Origin of the sequence: Dickeya dadantii NCPPB 898 (assembly GCF_000406145.1) — a bacterium.
Taxonomy (GTDB): Bacteria; Pseudomonadota; Gammaproteobacteria; order Enterobacterales; family Enterobacteriaceae; genus Dickeya; species Dickeya dadantii.
In genome coordinates this window covers 1,797,217-1,814,860 of record NZ_CM001976.1, presented here as the reverse complement: position 1 = coordinate 1,814,860, position 17,644 = coordinate 1,797,217, and the positions used below count along the sequence as shown (strand labels likewise).

The following is a 17,644-nucleotide window of genomic DNA, read 5'->3' as shown; positions in this document are numbered from 1 at the left end:
TGTCGCATTGAAGTCGACCAGTAATTGCCGACGCTCGGCTTCAGGTAAAATCGATAAGTGGTTAATCAGCGTATCTGGACCACGAAGCGCTGCCCCTAATAACACGCTCAGCCGTCGCTGTAGCGCCTCGACCTCCATCTTGCTCAAATGGCCTGGTGCACAACTGAACTCAATGGTAACAGGCGTATTGTCATCATCTTGGGAGTACTTGTATTGTTGAATACTGATGGCAAGCGGATTGGAAGTGCCGCGATGCACCCCGACCAGGCTAATACTACAGTACTCCATTGACGCATTCGTTTCGAACAACTCCAGCGATAGCAAAATATCAAATAGCTGAGAACGTCCAGTCTTTTGCTGGACTCTAGTGTGACGATTGATTTCCGATATAGGAAAGCGTTGATGTTTATGACACTTTCGCAGTTCGCTTGCACATTTATGCATCACATCCAGGAATGTATCCTGATCCGCTATGCAAATCCTCACAGGAATGACGGATGCGAACATCCCTATCGTATTTTTTTGCCTGGCGTTACGACGGTTATGCACCGGAATACCAATGACGATGTCCCGCTCACCCGTCGTTCGCGTGAAGTAGCATGCCAACAACGCATACATAAAGTGCAACAGCGATAGGCGGTGTTCATTAAGCATTGCCTCGATGGTTTTTAATAGCGGTGCCTCAAGCTGCCAACGTAGCGGTGACTCGGACACCTCATGACTCATGTGAGTACTATTTGCAGGAATGAGTATTGGGGGCAGCGTTGCATAACGCTCCAACCAGAAATCCCGGTCCTGGCTATAGCCCGCTGAATGGAAATAGGCGAGATCCTCTGTAATAAAATCGAGGTAGGATGGCGCTCGTTCCGCCATACCCACTTTATTGATCAAGCGGGTATACGTATCCGCAACCTCTCTCATAATCAGGATGATATTACGACCATCCAGAATCAAATGATGACAGCAACAATGCCAATACCAGCACGACTCGCTAATCCGCAGCAAGTCAGAACGCCAGAGTTGCCCTGTTAAGTCAAACGCCTGCCTAACCAGGGCGTTGACGTGTTTATCCAGCTCAGCTTCCGGGTCTGTGCAACCAGACAGGTCGTGGATACGAGTCGGGATAGGCGCGCTGTTACAGAGTACCTGAATGGGCTCATTGATCTCTTTAAGTTGCAGGCGCAGCGCATCGTGGCGCTCCACAGAAATTTCTACCGCCTGGACGAACAGTGCCTGATCAAGCCTGCCCTCAATACGATAGAGCAGGCCCAGATTATAGTGACTGGAGTCTGGGTGAAGTATTTGCTCCAACCATATGACCTGCTGAGGAGAGCTGAGTGGCCATTGCTCTCCATCCATCCGGGAGCTGTCATGGCGTATCGCTTGTGCAGGGATGGTGTCGTATCGCATGTATGGACTCCTGGAGTTGTAAAATGTGGCTTCAGAAACCCCCCATCTTTCTGCAGACTTCCTCCACCCGCGTACCGGTTTCGGCCAGCTTCAGGGCAAACACAATTTGCTCTTCGGTATAACGCGTCTTTCTCTGCCGGATGACTTCTTTTTTTACGATGAGAGAGGCCGAAAACTCTACTCTACGTCGGCACTGAATACAGGGAATGAGTAATATTCCGAATTGCCTCCCCAGTATCGGGCCTCTCTTTCCCCACCGTCCATTCCCCCTTCAGTTCGCACTCCCCTGATTAAAAAACAGCGGTTGATACGGCCTTAACACCAAATCCCGGTTGACGATGATACGAACCGGCAGGCCTGGCCGTTCGGTCAGTGTCGGCTGAATATCGAGGTTACGCCGGGTAAGTTCTTGTCCCGCCTGACTGACCGAATCCTGCAAACTGTCACGTCCGGCAAGAATAATGCGATCGCCATGCTGTCGGTTCTCCGGGGCAGCCAGTTCAGCACCCACCCCCAGTAGTGTGGTCATTGCCGCGCCGGCAATCACACGATCCCAATGCCAGTCCACCTGATCTTCCAGCCCGACGTAACCGGCCGGGTCGGCACCGGCCAGATTATCCAGCGTCAGCGACGACGTATCCGGCAGGATAATGCGGTTCCAGACCACCTGAACCCGGCTTTGCCCATAGCTGACCTGGCTATTGTATTTACCCAGTAAGCGCGAGCCTTGCGGGATCAGCAGATAATGCCCGGTCGCCGTGTCGTAGACCGGTTCGGTGACGGTGGCGATCACCGGCCCCGGCAGGTCGGAACGAAGGCGCTCCGTTCTCCCCCTTCCCCACCACTATGGAGGCCGGAGGCATCGGAACCGAGGCTGTCGGAGCCGGCTCGTCCAGATCGACAACCGGTGGCCGGTTTCCCATACCACGACACCCGATCAGTGCCAGTATCAGGTAACAGACAGGACCGTAATACCACCACGTTCTCATGGCTGACCGCCTTCCGGCATCGCCAGTTCCCGGCTCCACGACAGCCCGTTGATATAAATGCCCAACGGGTTCAGCCGTAACTGCTGCTCGGTACGCGGCGTGTGCTGCACAACGGTCAGCATGGCAGTCCAGCGTTCGGTCTCCGACGGAGTGCCGTGGACAAAGTGTTGTTCGCTCCAGCGCACTTCAAACGATCGATCGCTGGAGCGCACCACACTGGCAATCTGCACCGTGACAGACTCGTTACCAATACGGCCAAAGGGATCCTGGGCGCGGGCATAGGCGTTGAGCACCGCAGCACCCTGATCGGTGGTATAGGCATACGCCTCCAGCCAGTTCTGCCGCACCACGACCGGGTCAAGCGAGAGTGAACGCACCAGTGTGATAAAACGCGCCAGATGGTAGGCGATTTGTGCCTCGCTGGGCTGGTACGTCGTCACCGCCGGGGCCACAGCCTTCCTGATCGATCCGGGCCAGCGGCTGAAACGCGATCGCCCCGTCTGCCCCCAGATCATAATGCTCGCCCCCCAGCCCCAGCGTGGTGGCCCGCAACGAACGGCCGACATCAAAAAGAAATACGCGCGAGCCGGGATAGCGACGAAACTGCATCGCCAGCATGGCCAGCAGCACCGATTTACCCATCCCGGTGGGCCCCACCACCAGCGTATGCCCCACGTCGCCAATGTGCGTCACCAGCCGAAACAGCGTGGCGCCATCGGTCCGGGTCACGATAAGTGGCGGCCCGTCAAGGTGAGCATTGTTCTCCGGCCCGGCCCAGACCGCCGACAGCGGGATCAGGTGCGCCAGATTGAGGGTGGAAATGATCGGCTGGCACACATTGGCATACACCTGGCCGGGCACCGACGACAGCCAGGCGTCCACCGCGTTCAGCCGCTCCGGACAGGTTACGAAGCCCCGCCCCTGGATCACCTGCTCGGTCTGGCGCCGTTTTTCCTCCGCGTCCTCCGCCTCATCGGCCAATACGGTCACGGTGGTGGTGACGTAACCAAACGCCGCCTGTTCGCTGCCCAGCGCCTGTAACGCCGCAAGTGAATCTGAATTAAGGGACACAGCCTAATATATGATTGTTGAACTAAACAGCATAAAAAACAGCCGGAAGGATCGTTAGAACCGCTTCCGGCCTTACATTCTGAGATTCTCCGGCCTACCGGGGTTTATTTCTGCATTATGAGGTTTGAATCTCAATGGAAAAATCAAATCCAATCAAGTTCGCCTCTTCAACACGCTGTTTAAACTTATCTGTTACGAAAACTCTCCCTATATCTTCTTCTATAGAAAAAAGATAATCATCAGTAATATTTGATGAAATAAGGATTGGCTTCTCAATTATGAGGCCGTTTTCAACTTCGTGATATATAGAGCGGTCCCTATCAAAACACCCATGCAAACTATTAGTGGGATAATAGCCCCAAAAAACCTTTTTCTTGCTTTCCGTTGACACCGTCAAGATTTCACCTCTCGGGCTCAATATATCATCCAACACCTTTATTGCTGTCTCGCTAAACACAAAAAAAGGACTCAAGGTTCCACTGAAATCAAATTGATAATTTTTTTTCCCTTTGTCATTCTTTCTCAGTTCCAACTTTATTTCATTGTAGTCGTTATAAAATGGTTTCCAGCGTCTCATCATTGCCACGCCAATAATACTTCTCTCTCCATCTGGATAGTCCTGAATAAATGAACAAGACTTCATGGAGCTTGAATGCAATAAATATATCTTCATAGTAGAACATTACTCCAACTTGCATCTCGACTAGCGGAGGAAAGAATGTCTCTAATCCTTCCGATCTCTTCAATAACTTCTTTCTTACCGCCCAAAATATCAGCCTGAACAATTCTTTTGTTTACCGCCGCCAAATAGTCATCTGGATGTCTGCCGTTATGAAGTATCCCTGATAATCCATCTGTATTATTTCTGTTTGGCAGGAAAACTCCGTTATCAGCTCCATTTATATCTATTTTATGCTTATTCAGAACATCTCTGGCTGGCTTAGCACCTTTGGAGGTTTCTCCAACAATATGATGCGCTGCTGAATTTACAGGCCTCGGGGTCCCTGCGTTTTCCATTTTTTTCGCCAGTTCACAGCTGGTTAGCCCAAACGGATCAACCCACGTGACCGGATTATGCACATATGTCAACAACACCGCTTAATGACCGCTTTGCGGTCTTATATCAGTGTTGCTGACAAGTTAGCGTGGTTATCTCCCGTCTGGACCGGAACTCTAGTAGATCAGACAATTAGCTTGCCGGAAATGTCTACTGTTAATGCTGTGAAAGCCTGGGTCGCGGAGCTCAGATAGGCATCCTTGCGCCTCATAAGGACGGCTGTACGTTGCAGCCGCTCTGGCTCCAGTGCAATGGCCACCAGATCGTCCTGGGCGAAGGCAGTCTTTGCGGGTAACAACGTCGACAAAGATGTCCAGCGAACAATTTCTATCACCGCACCGAGAGCGTTGGCCTCCATCAGCACCTGAGGATTAATTTCATGCTTGCGGAAGTAACGATCGATCTGTTCACGCGTCGCGAAATCCGTACTGAGCAAAACGAGTGACTCGGCGCTCAGAGTCTGCAATTCCACAGATTTTACCTTTGACAGTGGGTGCCTGAGGCTGACCACCAGAGCCAGAGTCTCATCCAGCAATGGGACCGATTCGATATCAGGACTGTTGACTGGCTCAAACGCAATTCCTACATCCAGCTCTCCTGCCAGAAGCAACTCCTCCATACGTTCCTGGGAAATTTCCTGCACGCTGAGAGTAATCTTTGGATATTGGTCGTGGAATGCCTCGACCACAGGTCCCACCAGATAAGTTGTAAAGGTAGGCGTCACGGCCACGCGCAGTGATCCACGGCTGAGGTTGCTCACATCATGAATGGCGCGTGTAGCTTCCCGCAGCTCCTGAGAAGCGCGACGGGCATACTGAAGATAAACCTCTCCGGCATCAGTCAGACGTGTCGTGCGTCCTGAACGGTCAAACAACTGAGCACCAAGGCTTTCTTCCAGTAACTTTACCTGCTGTGAAAGAGCGGGTTGGGATACGTGCAGCGCCGCTGCAGCTTTCGTGAAGCTGAGATGTTCTGCTACCGCAAGAAAATACTGAATGTGCCGGGCGAGCATTACCGACCCCATTAGATTATCTGATTGATTTTATAATAAATGAGACCTTTACCTTATGCAATGCGTTGCTTAGTATTCATCCCACACCCAGCGACATTGAGACAGCCCCCATGAAAGAGATCATTGACGGCTTTCTAAAGTTCCAGAAAGACGCTTTTCCCAAGCGGATCAAACTGTTCAGGGACCTTGCCACCCAACAGAATCCGAGAGCGTTATTCATTTCCTGCTCTGATAGCCGACTGGTTCCGGAGCTGGTCACTCAACGCGAGCCCGGCGACCTGTTCGTGATCCGCAACGCCGGCAATATTGTGCCGTCGTATGGCCCGGAGCCTGGCGGTGTTTCCGCGTCCGTCGAATACGCTATCGCCGCACTTAAAGTGGCCGACATCGTGATCTGTGGCCATTCCGACTGCGGGGCAATGACGGCCATCGCCACCTGCAAGTGTCTGGATCATATGCCCGCCGTTGCCAACTGGCTGCTATATGCTGACTCGGCCAGAGTCGTGAACGAATCCCGACCTCATCCGGATCAGCCAACCAAAGTCGCGGCTATGGTGCGCGAAAACGTCATCGCTCAGTTGGCTAACATCCAGACTCACCCATCCGTTCGCCTGGCGCTTGAAGAAGGCCGGGTAACTCTGCACGGCTGGCTCTATGACATTGGGAGTGGTTGCATTGATACTTTTGATGGCACAACCCGCGCCTTCGTGTCCCTTGCTGAAAATCCAGAAGTTAACGCCGTTTCCTCGCAAGCCAGGCATGTTGCCTGAACCCCTTACTTACCAGGAGAAAAGACCATGATCCAGATTCAAGTCACTCAGGCCGCACGTCAGGCACTCACCGAAACCATTATTCTGGCTAAGGCACGCAAGGAACTCTCCTTCTCCGAAATCGTTGACGGCACAGGTTTGTCAGAAGCCTTCGTTACTGCAGCCCTGCTTGGTCAGCATCCGTTGCCTGCCGACGCAGCAGTCGTTGTCGGCAAGAAGCTCGATCTGAATGCTGATGACGTTAAACTGTTGCAGTCAGTACCCGTCCGCGGCAGCTTTACCGATGGCATCCCGACCGATCCGACAATCTACCGTTTCTACGAGATGATGTCAGTTTACGGGCCTACTCTTAAGGCTCTGGTTCATGAGAAATTTGGCGACGGCATTATCAGCGCCATTAACTTCAAACTGGATATCAAGAAAGTTGATGATCCGGATGGTGGCCATCGTGCGGTGATCACCCTGGACGGCAAGTACCTGCCGACCAAACCTTTCTGATCCTCTCAGAATTCAGCCCGGCGACTGAAAAGCCGGGCCGCCTACGTTTTCAGTCGCGGTGTGTTCCGTCTCTTTTCGTTTAACACCTGATAGTCGCGGCGTCAGCATCGACACTGTGCCGGATAGCGTCAATACCCGATTTGTCACCGTCCCCCCAACTGAACCTCCGTCAAAACTCACCGGGAGTCAGGCCCATAACTGCACGAAACGCAGCGGAAAATGCGGCCGGTGATGAAAAACCAAGCTGCCAGGCAATCTGTTTTACAGGTACGTTTTCAGAAAGAAGATCCAGTGATGCGTATATTCTTGCGCGCTGCTTCCATGTCCGGAAGCTGAACCCCGTATCACGTGAAAACAGGCGGGAGAAAGACCTTTCCGACATGTTTGCTATGTCAGCCATATCGGTTAACGAGGTTTCCCAGCGATGGCTGGACATCAGCTCTCCTATAGCACGGAATAATCGGTCATCCTGCGGCATCGGTAGTTCTGCGGGTACGGATGGTGCCTCACCGATAATTTCCAGAAGTAAAAGCGCCATTTTTCGCTTCGTCAGCGTGTGGTAATCATTTATAAACAGGCCAGCTATTAATTCCTTTACCAGCGGAACCACGTCGATCACATGTACCCGGTCATTCTTTGCGAAATGTGCGCACTCAGAAATCAGGCTACCGCTGAAGTAAACTGCACGTAGCTCCGTACGCGACAGAAGTCTGTATGAGTGTTCCATCAACGGCGGCAGCCAGAGCGCCCGTTGAGGGGGAATAACCCATCGCCTGCCCGCGGCCTCAACCAGCAGAACGCCGCTGCTAGCGTATAAAAGTTGCCCTTCCAGGTGATAATGAGGGGGATCTTCTTCCCCACGCCGGTAGGAAATAGCGGTCGCCGACCAGCCTGTTGAGTCATCGTGCCTTGGCGTTTTATCGATGCTTACTGACATTTCAAAATCAAACCTCACATCTATCATGTCCCGACTGGCGTTACCCGACCGGTATTTCGCAGGGGGTGATATGCGCCTGACTTAATTACTTATCAAGATTCTGAAGGATATAAGCCTATGCGAGTACATTTTATTGTGCATGAACACTTTGAAGCACCCGGCGTGTTTGAAACCTGGGCCATGATTCGTGGCCATGAGGTAACCTTCTCTCGCGTTTATGCGGGTCAGAAACTTCCTGAAGATGCACGGAATATCGATCTGCTGGTAGTCATGGGGGGCCGCAGGATCCGTCCGTCACGCCTGATGAATGTGCACATTTTGACTCAAGAGCTGAACAGGCACTTATTGCCTCTGTAGTACATCTGGGGAAAGCCGTCATCGGCGTCTGCCTTGGTGCCCAGCTGATCGGGGAAGCCCTGGGCGCACGCTTCGCGCACAGCCCGGAAAAAGAGATCGGCAAGTTTCCAGTTTTTATGACCGCAGAAAGCGAACGGAACCCGCTGTTTTCTCACTTCGGTAATAAGCTCGATGTCGGGCACTGGCATAACGACATGCCGGGACTTACGCCCGCGGCGGAGATCGTCGCCTACAGCGAAGGTTGCCCACGACAGATAGTTGCTTATTCTGAGCTGGTCTACGGGTTTCAGTGCCATATGGAACTTACACCGTCCCTTGTCGAATTGCTGATCGCGCATTCCGACAGGGATTTACGTCGGGCCGCAGAATATCGATTCGTTCAGACACCGGAAGAATTACGGAGCCACGACTACAGCGAAATGAACAGAGCATTATTCACTTTTCTCGACAAACTCGAGTCACGCTACCGCCAGACAGGTATATGACTTCGTTACCTGCAGCGGAACGGCATGCCGTACAATCGGCTCCTTGTCGTTATTACTGTGTCGAAAAAAGCCCCCGATAAGTAACAGGTCGCACGCTTAACGGGGGGAAGTATGTAAATACTCAATAGTCCGGTTCCAAAAAATTTCCGCGCTAACCCGGACAACGGACAGAGGGCAAAAACGACCGGTCGATGAAACCGACCGGCTAGCTGGCAGTTACTTCAGGTGTTCTTTCAGTTCATAGGCGGCCTGACCAAGTGCGGTCCGCACGGCAGGCACGTCGCTCAGCGCGTTCAGCAGACCGAAATCATGAATTAACCCGTTGTAGCGGGTAACCGTCACGTTGACGCCAGCGGCATCAAGCTTGCGGCCAAAAGCCTCGCCTTCGTCGCGCAGTACGTCAAGTTCGGCAGTCTGAATCAGAGTGGGCGGCAGTCCCTTCAGTTGTTCAGGCGTTGCGCGCAGCGGCGACGCCAGGATGTTATTACGATCGCCTTCTTTAGTGGTGTATGCATCCCAGAACCACTTCATCATATTACGCGACAGGAAGTACCCGTTCTCATACTGGTTATAAGAACCAGTATTGAAGTTCGCGTCAGTCACGGGCCAGAGCATGACCTCATAGCGGATGGCCGGCGCTTTATGTTGCTTGGCCTGGAGCGCTACGGCAGCAACCATGTTACCGCCGACGCTGTTACCTACCAGCGCCAGGCGACTGCCGTCAACGCCAATCTCGCTACCGTGCTCGGCAACCCAGCGGGTTGCTGCATAGGCCTGATTAATCGCAACCGGGAAATGCGCTTCCGGCGATGGTGTATAGTCGACAAAGACGGCTGCTGCACCGGACTCGGTGACCAGATCACGGACGAGTCGTTCATGTGTCGCAAAGTCGCCCAGTATCCAGCCACCGCCATGGAAGAACATGAAAACTGGCAAGATTCCCTGTGCGTTATTAGGTTTCACAATGTGAAGTTTGATGGAGCCGCCTTCAACGTTGATCGTTTTTTCAGCGACGTCGGCAGCAGGCAGTTTGGCACCCTTCTGAGCGTTGATCAGCACCTGTCGTGCGTCCCGTGGAGACAGCTGTTCAATAGGCTTACCCCCGGCGCCGTTCAGGGCACTGAGAAATTCCTGCACGTGACGCTCTGGCTGTGAAGCATCGGCAAAGCTGTTGGCTGAGACGGCCGCCATTGCGGCAGTCAGAAACATAGATTTAATATTCATAATACGGCCTCATTAACATATTTTACTATTAAATAGCACGCGATTTAAATGAATAAAGCACATCGCTCGTACTTGATCCTTAAAAACCATGCACTGAGAAAACTTAAGAGCTCTCCGCCTCAACCAGCTTGCTTTTTTCATCAACTGGCTGAGTAAAGCCCCGACCAGGACAGTAGTCGCGGGCGTTACGCGGGGTAACTCAATGAATTACAGACCCAGGTCAGACAGGCTTGGATAATCGTCAGGACGGCGCCCCAGAGGCCAGTGGAACTTGCGCTCACTTTCTTTAATCGGCATGTCATTGATACATGCGTAGCGGTGATGCATCAGCCCGTCTTCACCAAATTCCCAGTTTTCGTTCCCGTAAGAACGGAACCAGTTACCGGAGTCATCGCGCCACTCGTAAGCGTACCGGACAGCAATGCGGTCACCGTCAAAGGCCCACAGTTCCTTGATAAGACGGTACTCCAGCTCTTTTTTCCACTTGCGCTCGAGGAAACCCCGGGCCTCTTCTCGATTATTTGCAAACTCTGCGCGGTTACGCCATTTGGTGTCCAGAGAGTAAGCGAGCGACACTTTATCGGCATCGCGGGTGTTCCAGCCATCTTCGGCAAGTCTTACTTTCTCAAGCGCTGACTCGCGGGTGAACGGCGGCAGTGGCGGACGGATTTGTGAATCGGACATGGTGGTGCCTCCAGGATAATTGGATACTTCAGTTAGTGTTTTCTCTTTGGAACTCAGCCCCTGCTATGGGATCTGTTTCAGTAACAGCTGAGCGACATCTCTTGCATCATCGGCGGCGCTGTAATCGCCCATGACGCGCGACATAGTGATGGCGCCTTCAATCAGTATCAGTAGCTGCCGGGCCAGAGGTAACGCCTGCGCTGTATTCAGCTGGCCGGTAAGCTCAAGCACGTAGTCCAGCAGCTTCTGTTTGTGCACGCTGGCTATCTGACGAACCGGATCAGAAGGATCCCCCACTTCGCCTGCCGTGTTGATAAACGCGCATCCGCGATATCCCTCCGACTCGAACCAGCCTTTAAGCACGGTGAACACATTCAGGATGCGATCCCGCGGCGTATCCGCTTTGTCACATTCGGTCCTGAACCATTCCATCCAGCGCACATCACGTGCATTCAGCGCCGCGGCGGCTACCTCGTCCTTGTTCGCGAAATGGTGATAAATACTTTTCCGTGCCACACCTGAAGTCTTCACCAGGAGGTCCATGCCGGTCGCATGAATACCGTTCTGGTAGATGAGTTCTTCTGCGGTTGCGAGAATTTTCTCCCGCGTGTTTGTCGTGTTTCTGTTCATGAGATAATGGTAGAATGATCGTTCTACCTCCGTCAAGTGTTAGTCGATAATCTTTTTTGCGTACCGTCAGGATGCATTTATAAAATTTTTAAGAATCAATAACAAAATGCTGTCTGGGCAAAAAAATTGTATAACGCTGTAGCGTGCAGGAACGAAAACCCGATGTCCGGCGGGGCGTTCCGTACGTTCTCAGTGTGAAGGATGGAGGCTGCATTCGGGAGGGGCAGGTCAAAAAAATCTGTAAAAATCATACGGTCTGTACGGCTGAAAACCGGGTGGGCTTAAGTGGCACCCGGATCCGGACGCCGTCTGCCCTTTTCCTACTGAAGCAAACGTGGCGGGCTGCACGGAGTTGCAACCGTGTGGAGGGAACTGGCGTCGTTACGAATTCTTCCTGTTCCGGAACGCCGCGACTTTCATACGATTACCGCAGGTCGCCATGCTGCACCACCGACGGCGATGCGATTTACTCAAATCGTGAAAAAGCAGAATACAGTTATGGGCTTCGCACTGACGCACATATTCAAATTTGTCGTCAGTAATCAGTTTCACCAACTCGTCGGCAACAGGCCAGAGAAGGCTGGCGGCGCTGTGCGTGCCTGAACGAACATCAACACGGTATCGCTGTGTCCCTTCATCCCATTGCAGCCTCGTCTCGGGCTTTCCGTCCCTGAGTATTCTGTTAACTACAGTCAGGTCAGCTGCAACGGACTCCATAGCAGCATGCACCACTGCCCTGGCGGCCTCACGGAATTGGCGGGCTTCAGTCAGTAACCCGGGAGGGGCCTCCGTGCTTTTCGGTAAAAGACCCGCCGTTTCCAGCCACTCCAGGACGCAGAGATCGTCGTCAAAACACTCATGACGCTCATCACCTGTCCCGTATTCACTGTTGATGAAATCCAGCGCGAGGTTATCGGCCAGAAAGAGAGGCTGAGATGCAAGATGTTTAAATTCCATACACAACCGTAACTTGTAAAATCATTTTGACAGGTTACCATAATAACATGTAACCTTCAATTCCACATTTTAACGGTTACAAGGGGTGCTATGACGTCTTCATATTCGGAGTTATCAACAGCAGATAACACACCTGCCACACAGGTGCATTACCACCATAAGCAGGCAGGCGACGTTAATGTTTTTTACCGTGAGGCCGGCGATCCGGCATCGCCGGTCCTGCTGATGCTGCACGGTTTTGCGGGCTAATGGTTTATTTAATTGATTGAAAAAAATATGTTTTTACGTAGGTATGGCTTTCCTGACGTAAAAACAGATTTCACATACTGCGGGTATGCTTGCCGAAGGGCAATCATCCCTGAACAAAGCCTTTCAGAAAGAGGACAGGAACGATGGCAGTGACTCATGGTGTACAACATATTGGCTTAGCCGTATCAAATCTTGAAGAGAGCGCGGCGTTCTTCACTGATTTACTGGGCTGGCAGGAAGTTAAACGACGCGAAGACTATCCGGCCATCTTTGTGAAAGACGGGGCAGTGATGCTCACACTCTGGAAAACGCAAACAGAGGAGCCTGTTCAGTTCAATCGCAAAAACAATGTCGGACTCCATCACCTGGCCTTGCTGGTAGAGACCAAAGATGGTCTGTATCAGATTCTTGACGTGTTGAAGGCAAATCAGGTCGAAATTGAATTCGAACCTACCTTGATACGCGAGGGGCCGTCCATGCACATGATGTGCTATGAGCCGAGTGGTATACGAATTGAATTCTATTACCCTGGTTGAGTAATTTCTGGCGTCCTGTGCCGGGGGCATTGCTGTGATGCTTTATCAGGGTAAAGTTCCTGGCGGCGATTGCTCAGGCGGTCGCCGCCCCGTTAGTTATATTGCTCAGATGCAAAGGCTGAGCTACTCAGTTGCCGGAATTAAATTAAGTTACGGGATATGAAATTGTCCGCTTCACGCCCTGAAGCATTCGACAGGCTTTTTATGCCTTCGGTAAAGGCGACTTTCGCGCTTCAGGTGCCAGCAAATCTTTCGCTTCATCGTAGCGGGTTCTGGTCTTCCAGCAGCGGTAAATGACCCCGGGAGGGGCCCCATGCAGCCGACACGCAGTGTTTTCCATGACGGTGAACGCGCAGTACAGGCGCGTGCCGAAATTTCAGGTGAGTGGCTTAAGCAGTCGGAAGACTTTGTGCGCTCAGAGATGCCACAGCAACATCGTGACTTCTTTGAAAATCTTCAGATGCTGTTTCTGGGGCTGCTCGATTCAGCCGGCCGGCCATGGTGCGTTCCGGCTCTCGGGCCACGAGGTTTCCTGGTTTCCCCCACTCCGGATACACTCGAAATTCATCGGGACCCGGTTCTTTCGTGTGAACTCGGCCTGGATCGGTCACCCGGTGCCAGTGTTGGCGTGCTCGGGATTGATCTGGCCAGCAGACGTCGCAATCGGCTGAATGGCCGGATACAACATGCCTCGGCTGGTAAAATGACCATCCTGGTCGACCAGAGCTTCGGAAACTGTCCGCAATACATTCAGACTCGACATCTGCCCCCTGGCCAGGACGAGCCGTTGGCTGTGAGCCGCCGGCGCGGCAGCATAACTGATCCGGAGGTTCGTCGGATTATTGAGGCCGCTGACACGTTTTTTATTGCCTCCCGTGCGGCTGGACCACTGGATGGTGGAAGCGCCGGAGTCGATGCATCGCACCGAGGAGGGCGTCCGGGATTTCTCGGTATCAACGGAGACGGCACGCTCTCCTTTCCCGATTTTTCCGGCAATCGCTTTTTCAATACACTAGGTAACATTGAGAGCGACGGACGGGTCGGTCTGTTCGTTCCGGATTTCGAAACGGGTGAGGCAATAGTGCTTACTGGGCGCGGTTCCATCGACTGGAATCCCGAGCGCATTAAGTCGTTCGAAGGTGCCGAGCGTATCGTGGACGTGATGCCAGAAGAAATCTGGCATGCCAGTGCCGCGCTGCCGGTTATCGGGACGATATCCGAGCAATGGCCCGGGCTTGGTGCCACTGGAACCTGGAATGAGGCGCGTCTGGCCGTACTCAAAACGGGTGGCTACAGGCGTTTTCAGATCGCTTCGAAGCTTAAAGAGAGCGATAACATCACCTCTTTCTATCTTGTACCCGCTGACGGTGGTCCAGTTGAAAGGCATTTAGCGGGACAGTTCCTGCCGATACGGCTTCAGAGAAATGACGAAGTCATTCAGCGTAGTTACACACTTTCGCAAGGACCAAACGGGCAGAACTATCGCATCTCGGTCAAGCGAGAAGATTTCGGGTTGATGTCCCGGCTGCTGCACGACCATTGTGAAAATGGAGATATCGTCGAGGTAGGGTCACCCGCGGGCAATTTCGTTCTGGATGATGGCACCCAGCCCATCGTCATGCTTTCCGGTGGCGTAGGTATAACACCCATGATGGCCATGCTTGATGCGCAGATAACTGCCCTTAAAAAAGGGGCACCTCAACGCATGGTTTACTTCGTCCATGCGACGCAGAACAGTGCCAGCCATGCGTTCCGTCGCGAACTCAAGGCTATGGCCCACAGATACGACTGGCTACATCTCTTCACTGCATATAGTGCTCCTGGCCCGGATGACAACCTGGGGGATACGCACGACACTGAGGCGCGGCTCAGTATGGACGCTCTCGCCAGGCTGCTGCCGTTTGGCGGTTACCAGTTTTACTTGTGCGGGCCTGAAAGTTTCATGCGATCGCTTTATTCGGGGTTACGCGAAATTGGCGTAGACCGTTCACATATCCACTACGAGTTCTTCGGTGCCGGCGTGCTCGGTGAACCCGAGAAGGTGTTCCCGGCGGCAAGACTTCCTGCGTGTGCACAGATCACTTTTGCCCGCTCGGAAGTCCAAACCGAATGGACGAATCAGAGCGGTACGCTTTTGGACGCCGCAGAAGCCGCTGGCCTGAGGCCCAGCTACAACTGCCGCTCGGGCAAATGTGGTTCGTGCGCCACCCGGCTGATTTCCGGACGTGTGCACTACTCACGCCAGCCGGTGATCACTCCGGCCAAAGGCGAGGTGCTGATCTGCTGTGCTGTCCCTGTGGATGAGCACGTTGAAATAGAACTGTGAACAGCCCTGGTTTTTTCGGAGATGGTTTTTGTCTGAGTCAGACAGCCCCACCTGACTCACTCAGCTTGCGGTGGTGCTCCTTTACCCGTTCTGTCATGGGATGTTACCGATCGGTTCCGGCAAACGGCGCTTGTTGAACCAGTCCATCCATTCCTGAGTAGCGCATTGAACCGCACCCAGGCCTTGCCAGGGGTCGTGGTGATGGATCACTTCGGTCTTGTATAAGCCGTACTTTCTTCCGCCAGGGCGTTATCGTATGAGTGTTTGACCCGTACGTTGCTACTGATTGACTGCGTTTTTACACACTCCGGACCAAATGTCGCGCTCGCGGATGACCCGCCCGTCGGCACCCAGCCACCACTGCCAGTGGTGGCTGTCCACAAGCGGCCACTACACCGTCCGGTTCTGCATCTTGTAACGTCGTAACTACCGGGTGCGTCCTTCAGCGTCGCCTCGTTCGATGATCAGGCCATGGCACGGTGGTTAACGGTTTTTCAAAGTGGGCAGGATTTGGCGGGAGAAACTCATTTGTAAGCCGCTGCGAATGAGCGGCTGATAAAATAAAACCGAAAGGATCATTGGGATCACCTTCGGTTATTTTATATCCCTACAAACTATCTTTTATCCATTTATCTTCAACTGGGCTAAATCGTTCTTTCTTATCAATGCGCCACTCATCATTTTTATAATGAAGTGTGTAACGATATTTGTTTTTCAATCTATTTAGTTGCTCAGTATAAATAACTACTTTCTTACCTTTTGTTTCAATACTCCCAATAGGTTGGTTATCAACATCATATTCAGGCGGTTCTCCGCAATGTAATGATGCTTGTCTGCCTATTTTTCTATCTCTGATTGTGCAAAATGTCAGGAAGATAGCATCTATCTCATCCTGTGCTTTCTTTTGTTCCTCAAGACCGCCCTCTCTCATGGGGAGGTAATTGCCTTTTTCCCACTTATTCATGGCAGAAAAAAAACCCAATAATACGTCAGTCGGCTCACTTGATGTATTCATCATATATTCCTAAAGAAGTCGCCTAATATCTTAGTGCCATTTTGATAGACATCATATTGAACCCCTGTGGGTCGCAATCCACCGTTAGCATATTTAAACGTCCACTCAATATCTACCGCACCGTGTTGACTAATATAGTCTCTGACCGATTTTTCAAACATTCTATAATCGCCACGATTTATTTTTGAGAGCTGAGGAAACAGGTTACCCTTTCCACCCTGACCACCGAGCACCTTACCAAGTATATGACCAGCATCATCCCCGGGAAGACCTATAGCTTTAATGGCATCCCTTGCGCTGGAGTTTACCGCTGTGCCTGTTTTTAGGTCTGCTGCCGATACGGTAGCTCGTGCTGACGCAATCTCACCATTTGCACCACGAGTAATCGTGGGACACTTTGCCAGCCCCAGCGGGTCGATCCACGTAATCGGATTCGGCGCGTAAGCGTAGTTATTTTCCCCGCCCAACACCCCTATCGGGTCTGGCGAGACATAACACCCACCGGCCGGGTCGTAGTACCGGAAGCGGTTATAGCACAGCCCGCTTTCACTGTCACGGAGCTGCCCGGCGAAGGCCAGACCCGGGTCCGGACTTTCCGATTTTTCTGCCTGCCGCTGGCCCCACAGCGTGGCCTTCGGCGCCTGCCAGCGCAGGGTGCCGTCCTGCGCGAACAGCGCCTGCGGCGCACCGTTCTGGCTGCTGGTCACAAAATCCGTTTCCCAGTCGCCGCCGGGATGCTGGCGCTGCTGCACCACCAGCTCCCAGCCGTTGTACACCCAGTGACGACGCTGTATCAGCTGGCCGTGGCGGTAGTGGCGGATTTCCGCTATCTGGTCGCCGTCCCACAGATAGCGGGTCTCTTCGGCTTTCTGGTCACAGCGTTTGCCCACCCGGCGACCGAACGGGTCGTAACGGTACAGCCAGCGCTCGCCGCTCGGGGTATCCACCACCCGCAGCTGGTTGCGGCTGTCCCAGCGGTACTGCCACACCTGCGGACGGTAGCCCGGCTGCACCACCTGTTTACGGATAAGCCGTCCGGCCCTGTCGTACTGGTAGTGGGTGTCGTCGTGCTGAACCAGTCTGCCGGCCTGCCACTCGGTGAGGCGGCCTGCCTCCTGCGGCAGCCCGCTGCGGGTGTAGTGGAAGCGGGTGGTGGTGTCCACCGGTTTGCCCGCCCCGCCGCTCAGCACTGCCTGCACCCGGCCGGTGGCGTCCAGACGATAACCTTCGGCGTCGCGGTTGTGACGCACCCCGGTCAGGTTGCCGGCGCCGTCGTAACGGTATTCCCGTGTCTGTGCTGCCAGCAGGTGGCCGTCGTGCTGCGCGCCGCTCTGCTCCCGCGTCAGCCAGCCCATCACGTCGTATTCCCGCTGCTGGACAAAGCCGCCGCCGGTGCGGAGCGACTCCCGGCCTGCCGCGTCCTGGGTCAGCGTCAGC

Annotated in this window: 16 protein-coding genes and 5 pseudogenes; 6 read left to right on the top strand and 15 right to left on the bottom strand. The window is 53.2% G+C overall.

Annotation, left to right across the window (positions count from 1 at the left end; translation table 11 throughout):
- The 8 genes and pseudogenes from DDA898_RS08405 to cynR all read right to left on the bottom strand — a co-directional run.
- The coding region (locus DDA898_RS08405) for a condensation domain-containing protein (protein WP_038910900.1) at positions 1–1,410 on the bottom strand (1,410 nt) is incomplete at its 3' end.
- Positions 1,411–1,552, bottom strand: a pseudogene (locus tag DDA898_RS22170) (transposase); the annotation flags it as partial.
- A 129-nt stretch (positions 1,553–1,681) separates the two neighbouring features.
- A pseudogene (locus DDA898_RS08400) lies at positions 1,682–2,227 on the bottom strand (TraB/TrbI/VirB10 family type IV secretion system protein); the annotation flags it as partial.
- 168 nt (positions 2,228–2,395) lie between these two features.
- Entirely contained in the window at positions 2,396–2,839 is a 444-nt protein-coding gene (gene trbF, locus DDA898_RS08395) for a conjugal transfer protein TrbF (RefSeq protein WP_438830412.1), read from the bottom strand.
- 13 nt (positions 2,840–2,852) lie between these two features.
- A pseudogene (locus tag DDA898_RS08390) lies at positions 2,853–3,458 on the bottom strand (conjugal transfer protein TrbE); the annotation flags it as partial.
- 127 nt (positions 3,459–3,585) lie between these two features.
- The gene (locus tag DDA898_RS08385; RefSeq protein ID WP_038910897.1) at positions 3,586–4,143 is read right to left on the bottom strand and encodes a hypothetical protein; all 558 of its coding nucleotides are present in this window, start codon (positions 4,141–4,143) and stop codon (positions 3,586–3,588) included.
- Entirely contained in the window at positions 4,140–4,487 is a 348-nt protein-coding gene (locus DDA898_RS22165; RefSeq protein ID WP_071604518.1) for an AHH domain-containing protein, read from the bottom strand. The genes DDA898_RS08385 and DDA898_RS22165 overlap by 4 nt, the downstream gene beginning before the upstream one ends.
- 164 nt (positions 4,488–4,651) lie before the next feature.
- Positions 4,652–5,539 (bottom strand): transcriptional regulator CynR, encoded by an 888-nt coding sequence (gene cynR, locus DDA898_RS08380; protein ID WP_038910895.1) that lies wholly within the window; start codon positions 5,537–5,539, stop codon positions 4,652–4,654.
- 110 nt (positions 5,540–5,649) lie between these two features.
- Here cynR and DDA898_RS08375 point away from each other — a divergent pair, with 110 nt between their 5' ends.
- Both DDA898_RS08375 and cynS read left to right on the top strand, forming a co-directional pair.
- On the top strand, positions 5,650–6,309 hold the full coding sequence (locus tag DDA898_RS08375) for a carbonic anhydrase (RefSeq protein ID WP_038910894.1): 660 nt from the start codon (positions 5,650–5,652) through the stop codon (positions 6,307–6,309).
- A 27-nt stretch (positions 6,310–6,336) separates the two neighbouring features.
- Complete coding sequence (gene cynS, locus DDA898_RS08370) at positions 6,337–6,807, top strand: cyanase (protein WP_033577180.1); 471 nt, start codon at positions 6,337–6,339, stop codon at positions 6,805–6,807.
- A gap of 169 nt (positions 6,808–6,976) precedes the next feature.
- Here cynS and DDA898_RS08365 read toward each other — a convergent pair whose 3' ends face one another.
- Complete coding sequence (locus tag DDA898_RS08365; protein WP_038912499.1) at positions 6,977–7,744, bottom strand: AraC family transcriptional regulator; 768 nt, start codon at positions 7,742–7,744, stop codon at positions 6,977–6,979.
- Between the two features lie 117 nt (positions 7,745–7,861).
- Here DDA898_RS08365 and DDA898_RS22160 point away from each other — a divergent pair.
- A pseudogene (locus DDA898_RS22160) lies at positions 7,862–8,586 on the top strand (type 1 glutamine amidotransferase).
- Between the two features lie 216 nt (positions 8,587–8,802).
- Here the strand turns inward: DDA898_RS22160 and DDA898_RS08355 are convergent.
- The 4 genes from DDA898_RS08355 to DDA898_RS08340 all read right to left on the bottom strand — a co-directional run bounded on the left by DDA898_RS08355 (position 8,803) and on the right by DDA898_RS08340 (position 12,081).
- Positions 8,803–9,810, bottom strand: coding sequence for an alpha/beta hydrolase (locus DDA898_RS08355; protein WP_038910891.1), 1,008 nt, complete (start codon positions 9,808–9,810; stop codon positions 8,803–8,805).
- A gap of 207 nt (positions 9,811–10,017) precedes the next feature.
- Positions 10,018–10,494, bottom strand: a complete 477-nt coding sequence (locus DDA898_RS08350) for a nuclear transport factor 2 family protein (protein WP_038910890.1) — start codon at positions 10,492–10,494, stop codon at positions 10,018–10,020.
- 63 nt (positions 10,495–10,557) lie between these two features.
- On the bottom strand, positions 10,558–11,124 hold the full coding sequence (locus DDA898_RS08345) for a TetR/AcrR family transcriptional regulator (protein ID WP_038910889.1): 567 nt from the start codon (positions 11,122–11,124) through the stop codon (positions 10,558–10,560).
- 381 nt (positions 11,125–11,505) lie between these two features.
- Complete coding sequence (locus DDA898_RS08340; protein WP_038910888.1) at positions 11,506–12,081, bottom strand: CGNR zinc finger domain-containing protein; 576 nt, start codon at positions 12,079–12,081, stop codon at positions 11,506–11,508.
- 90 nt (positions 12,082–12,171) lie between these two features.
- Here DDA898_RS08340 and DDA898_RS23640 point away from each other — a divergent pair.
- The 3 genes and pseudogenes from DDA898_RS23640 to DDA898_RS08330 all read left to right on the top strand — a co-directional run.
- Positions 12,172–12,327, top strand: a pseudogene (locus tag DDA898_RS23640) (alpha/beta hydrolase); the annotation flags it as partial.
- Between the two features lie 146 nt (positions 12,328–12,473).
- On the top strand, positions 12,474–12,866 hold the full coding sequence (locus DDA898_RS08335) for a VOC family protein (protein WP_013317415.1): 393 nt from the start codon (positions 12,474–12,476) through the stop codon (positions 12,864–12,866).
- A 313-nt stretch (positions 12,867–13,179) separates the two neighbouring features.
- Entirely contained in the window at positions 13,180–15,192 is a 2,013-nt protein-coding gene (locus DDA898_RS08330) for a 2Fe-2S iron-sulfur cluster-binding protein (RefSeq protein WP_038910887.1), read from the top strand.
- Positions 15,193–15,799: 607 nt separating this feature from the next.
- On the opposite strand, the gene DDA898_RS21715 is transcribed toward DDA898_RS08330, so the two are convergent.
- Both DDA898_RS21715 and DDA898_RS08320 read right to left on the bottom strand, forming a co-directional pair.
- On the bottom strand, positions 15,800–16,210 hold the full coding sequence (locus DDA898_RS21715) for a RhsIA family immunity protein (RefSeq protein WP_081639236.1): 411 nt from the start codon (positions 16,208–16,210) through the stop codon (positions 15,800–15,802).
- Positions 16,207–17,644: RHS repeat-associated core domain-containing protein (locus DDA898_RS08320; protein ID WP_038910885.1), on the bottom strand; the 1,438-nt coding region annotated here is incomplete at its 5' end. The genes DDA898_RS21715 and DDA898_RS08320, both read right to left, overlap by 4 nt.

Excerpts from the sequence above, each read along its gene's own strand:
- cynS (WP_033577180.1), top strand. The coding sequence starts at position 6,337 with ATGATCCAGATTCAAGTCACTCAGGCCGCACGTCAGGCACTCACCGAA.
- DDA898_RS08355 (WP_038910891.1), bottom strand. The coding sequence starts at position 9,810 with ATGAATATTAAATCTATGTTTCTGACTGCCGCAATGGCGGCCGTCTCA.
- DDA898_RS08345 (WP_038910889.1), bottom strand. The coding sequence starts at position 11,124 with ATGAACAGAAACACGACAAACACGCGGGAGAAAATTCTCGCAACCGCA.
- DDA898_RS21715 (WP_081639236.1), bottom strand. The coding sequence starts at position 16,210 with ATGATGAATACATCAAGTGAGCCGACTGACGTATTATTGGGTTTTTTT.
- DDA898_RS22165 (WP_071604518.1), bottom strand. The coding sequence starts at position 4,487 with ATGGAAAACGCAGGGACCCCGAGGCCTGTAAATTCAGCAGCGCATCAT.
- DDA898_RS08350 (WP_038910890.1), bottom strand. The coding sequence starts at position 10,494 with ATGTCCGATTCACAAATCCGTCCGCCACTGCCGCCGTTCACCCGCGAG.
- DDA898_RS08335 (WP_013317415.1), top strand. The coding sequence starts at position 12,474 with ATGGCAGTGACTCATGGTGTACAACATATTGGCTTAGCCGTATCAAAT.
- DDA898_RS08330 (WP_038910887.1), top strand. The coding sequence starts at position 13,180 with ATGCAGCCGACACGCAGTGTTTTCCATGACGGTGAACGCGCAGTACAG.
- cynR (WP_038910895.1), bottom strand. The coding sequence starts at position 5,539 with ATGCTCGCCCGGCACATTCAGTATTTTCTTGCGGTAGCAGAACATCTC.
- DDA898_RS08340 (WP_038910888.1), bottom strand. The coding sequence starts at position 12,081 with ATGGAATTTAAACATCTTGCATCTCAGCCTCTCTTTCTGGCCGATAAC.
- DDA898_RS08385 (WP_038910897.1), bottom strand. The coding sequence starts at position 4,143 with ATGAAGATATATTTATTGCATTCAAGCTCCATGAAGTCTTGTTCATTT.
- DDA898_RS08365 (WP_038912499.1), bottom strand. The coding sequence starts at position 7,744 with ATGTCAGTAAGCATCGATAAAACGCCAAGGCACGATGACTCAACAGGC.
- DDA898_RS08375 (WP_038910894.1), top strand. The coding sequence starts at position 5,650 with ATGAAAGAGATCATTGACGGCTTTCTAAAGTTCCAGAAAGACGCTTTT.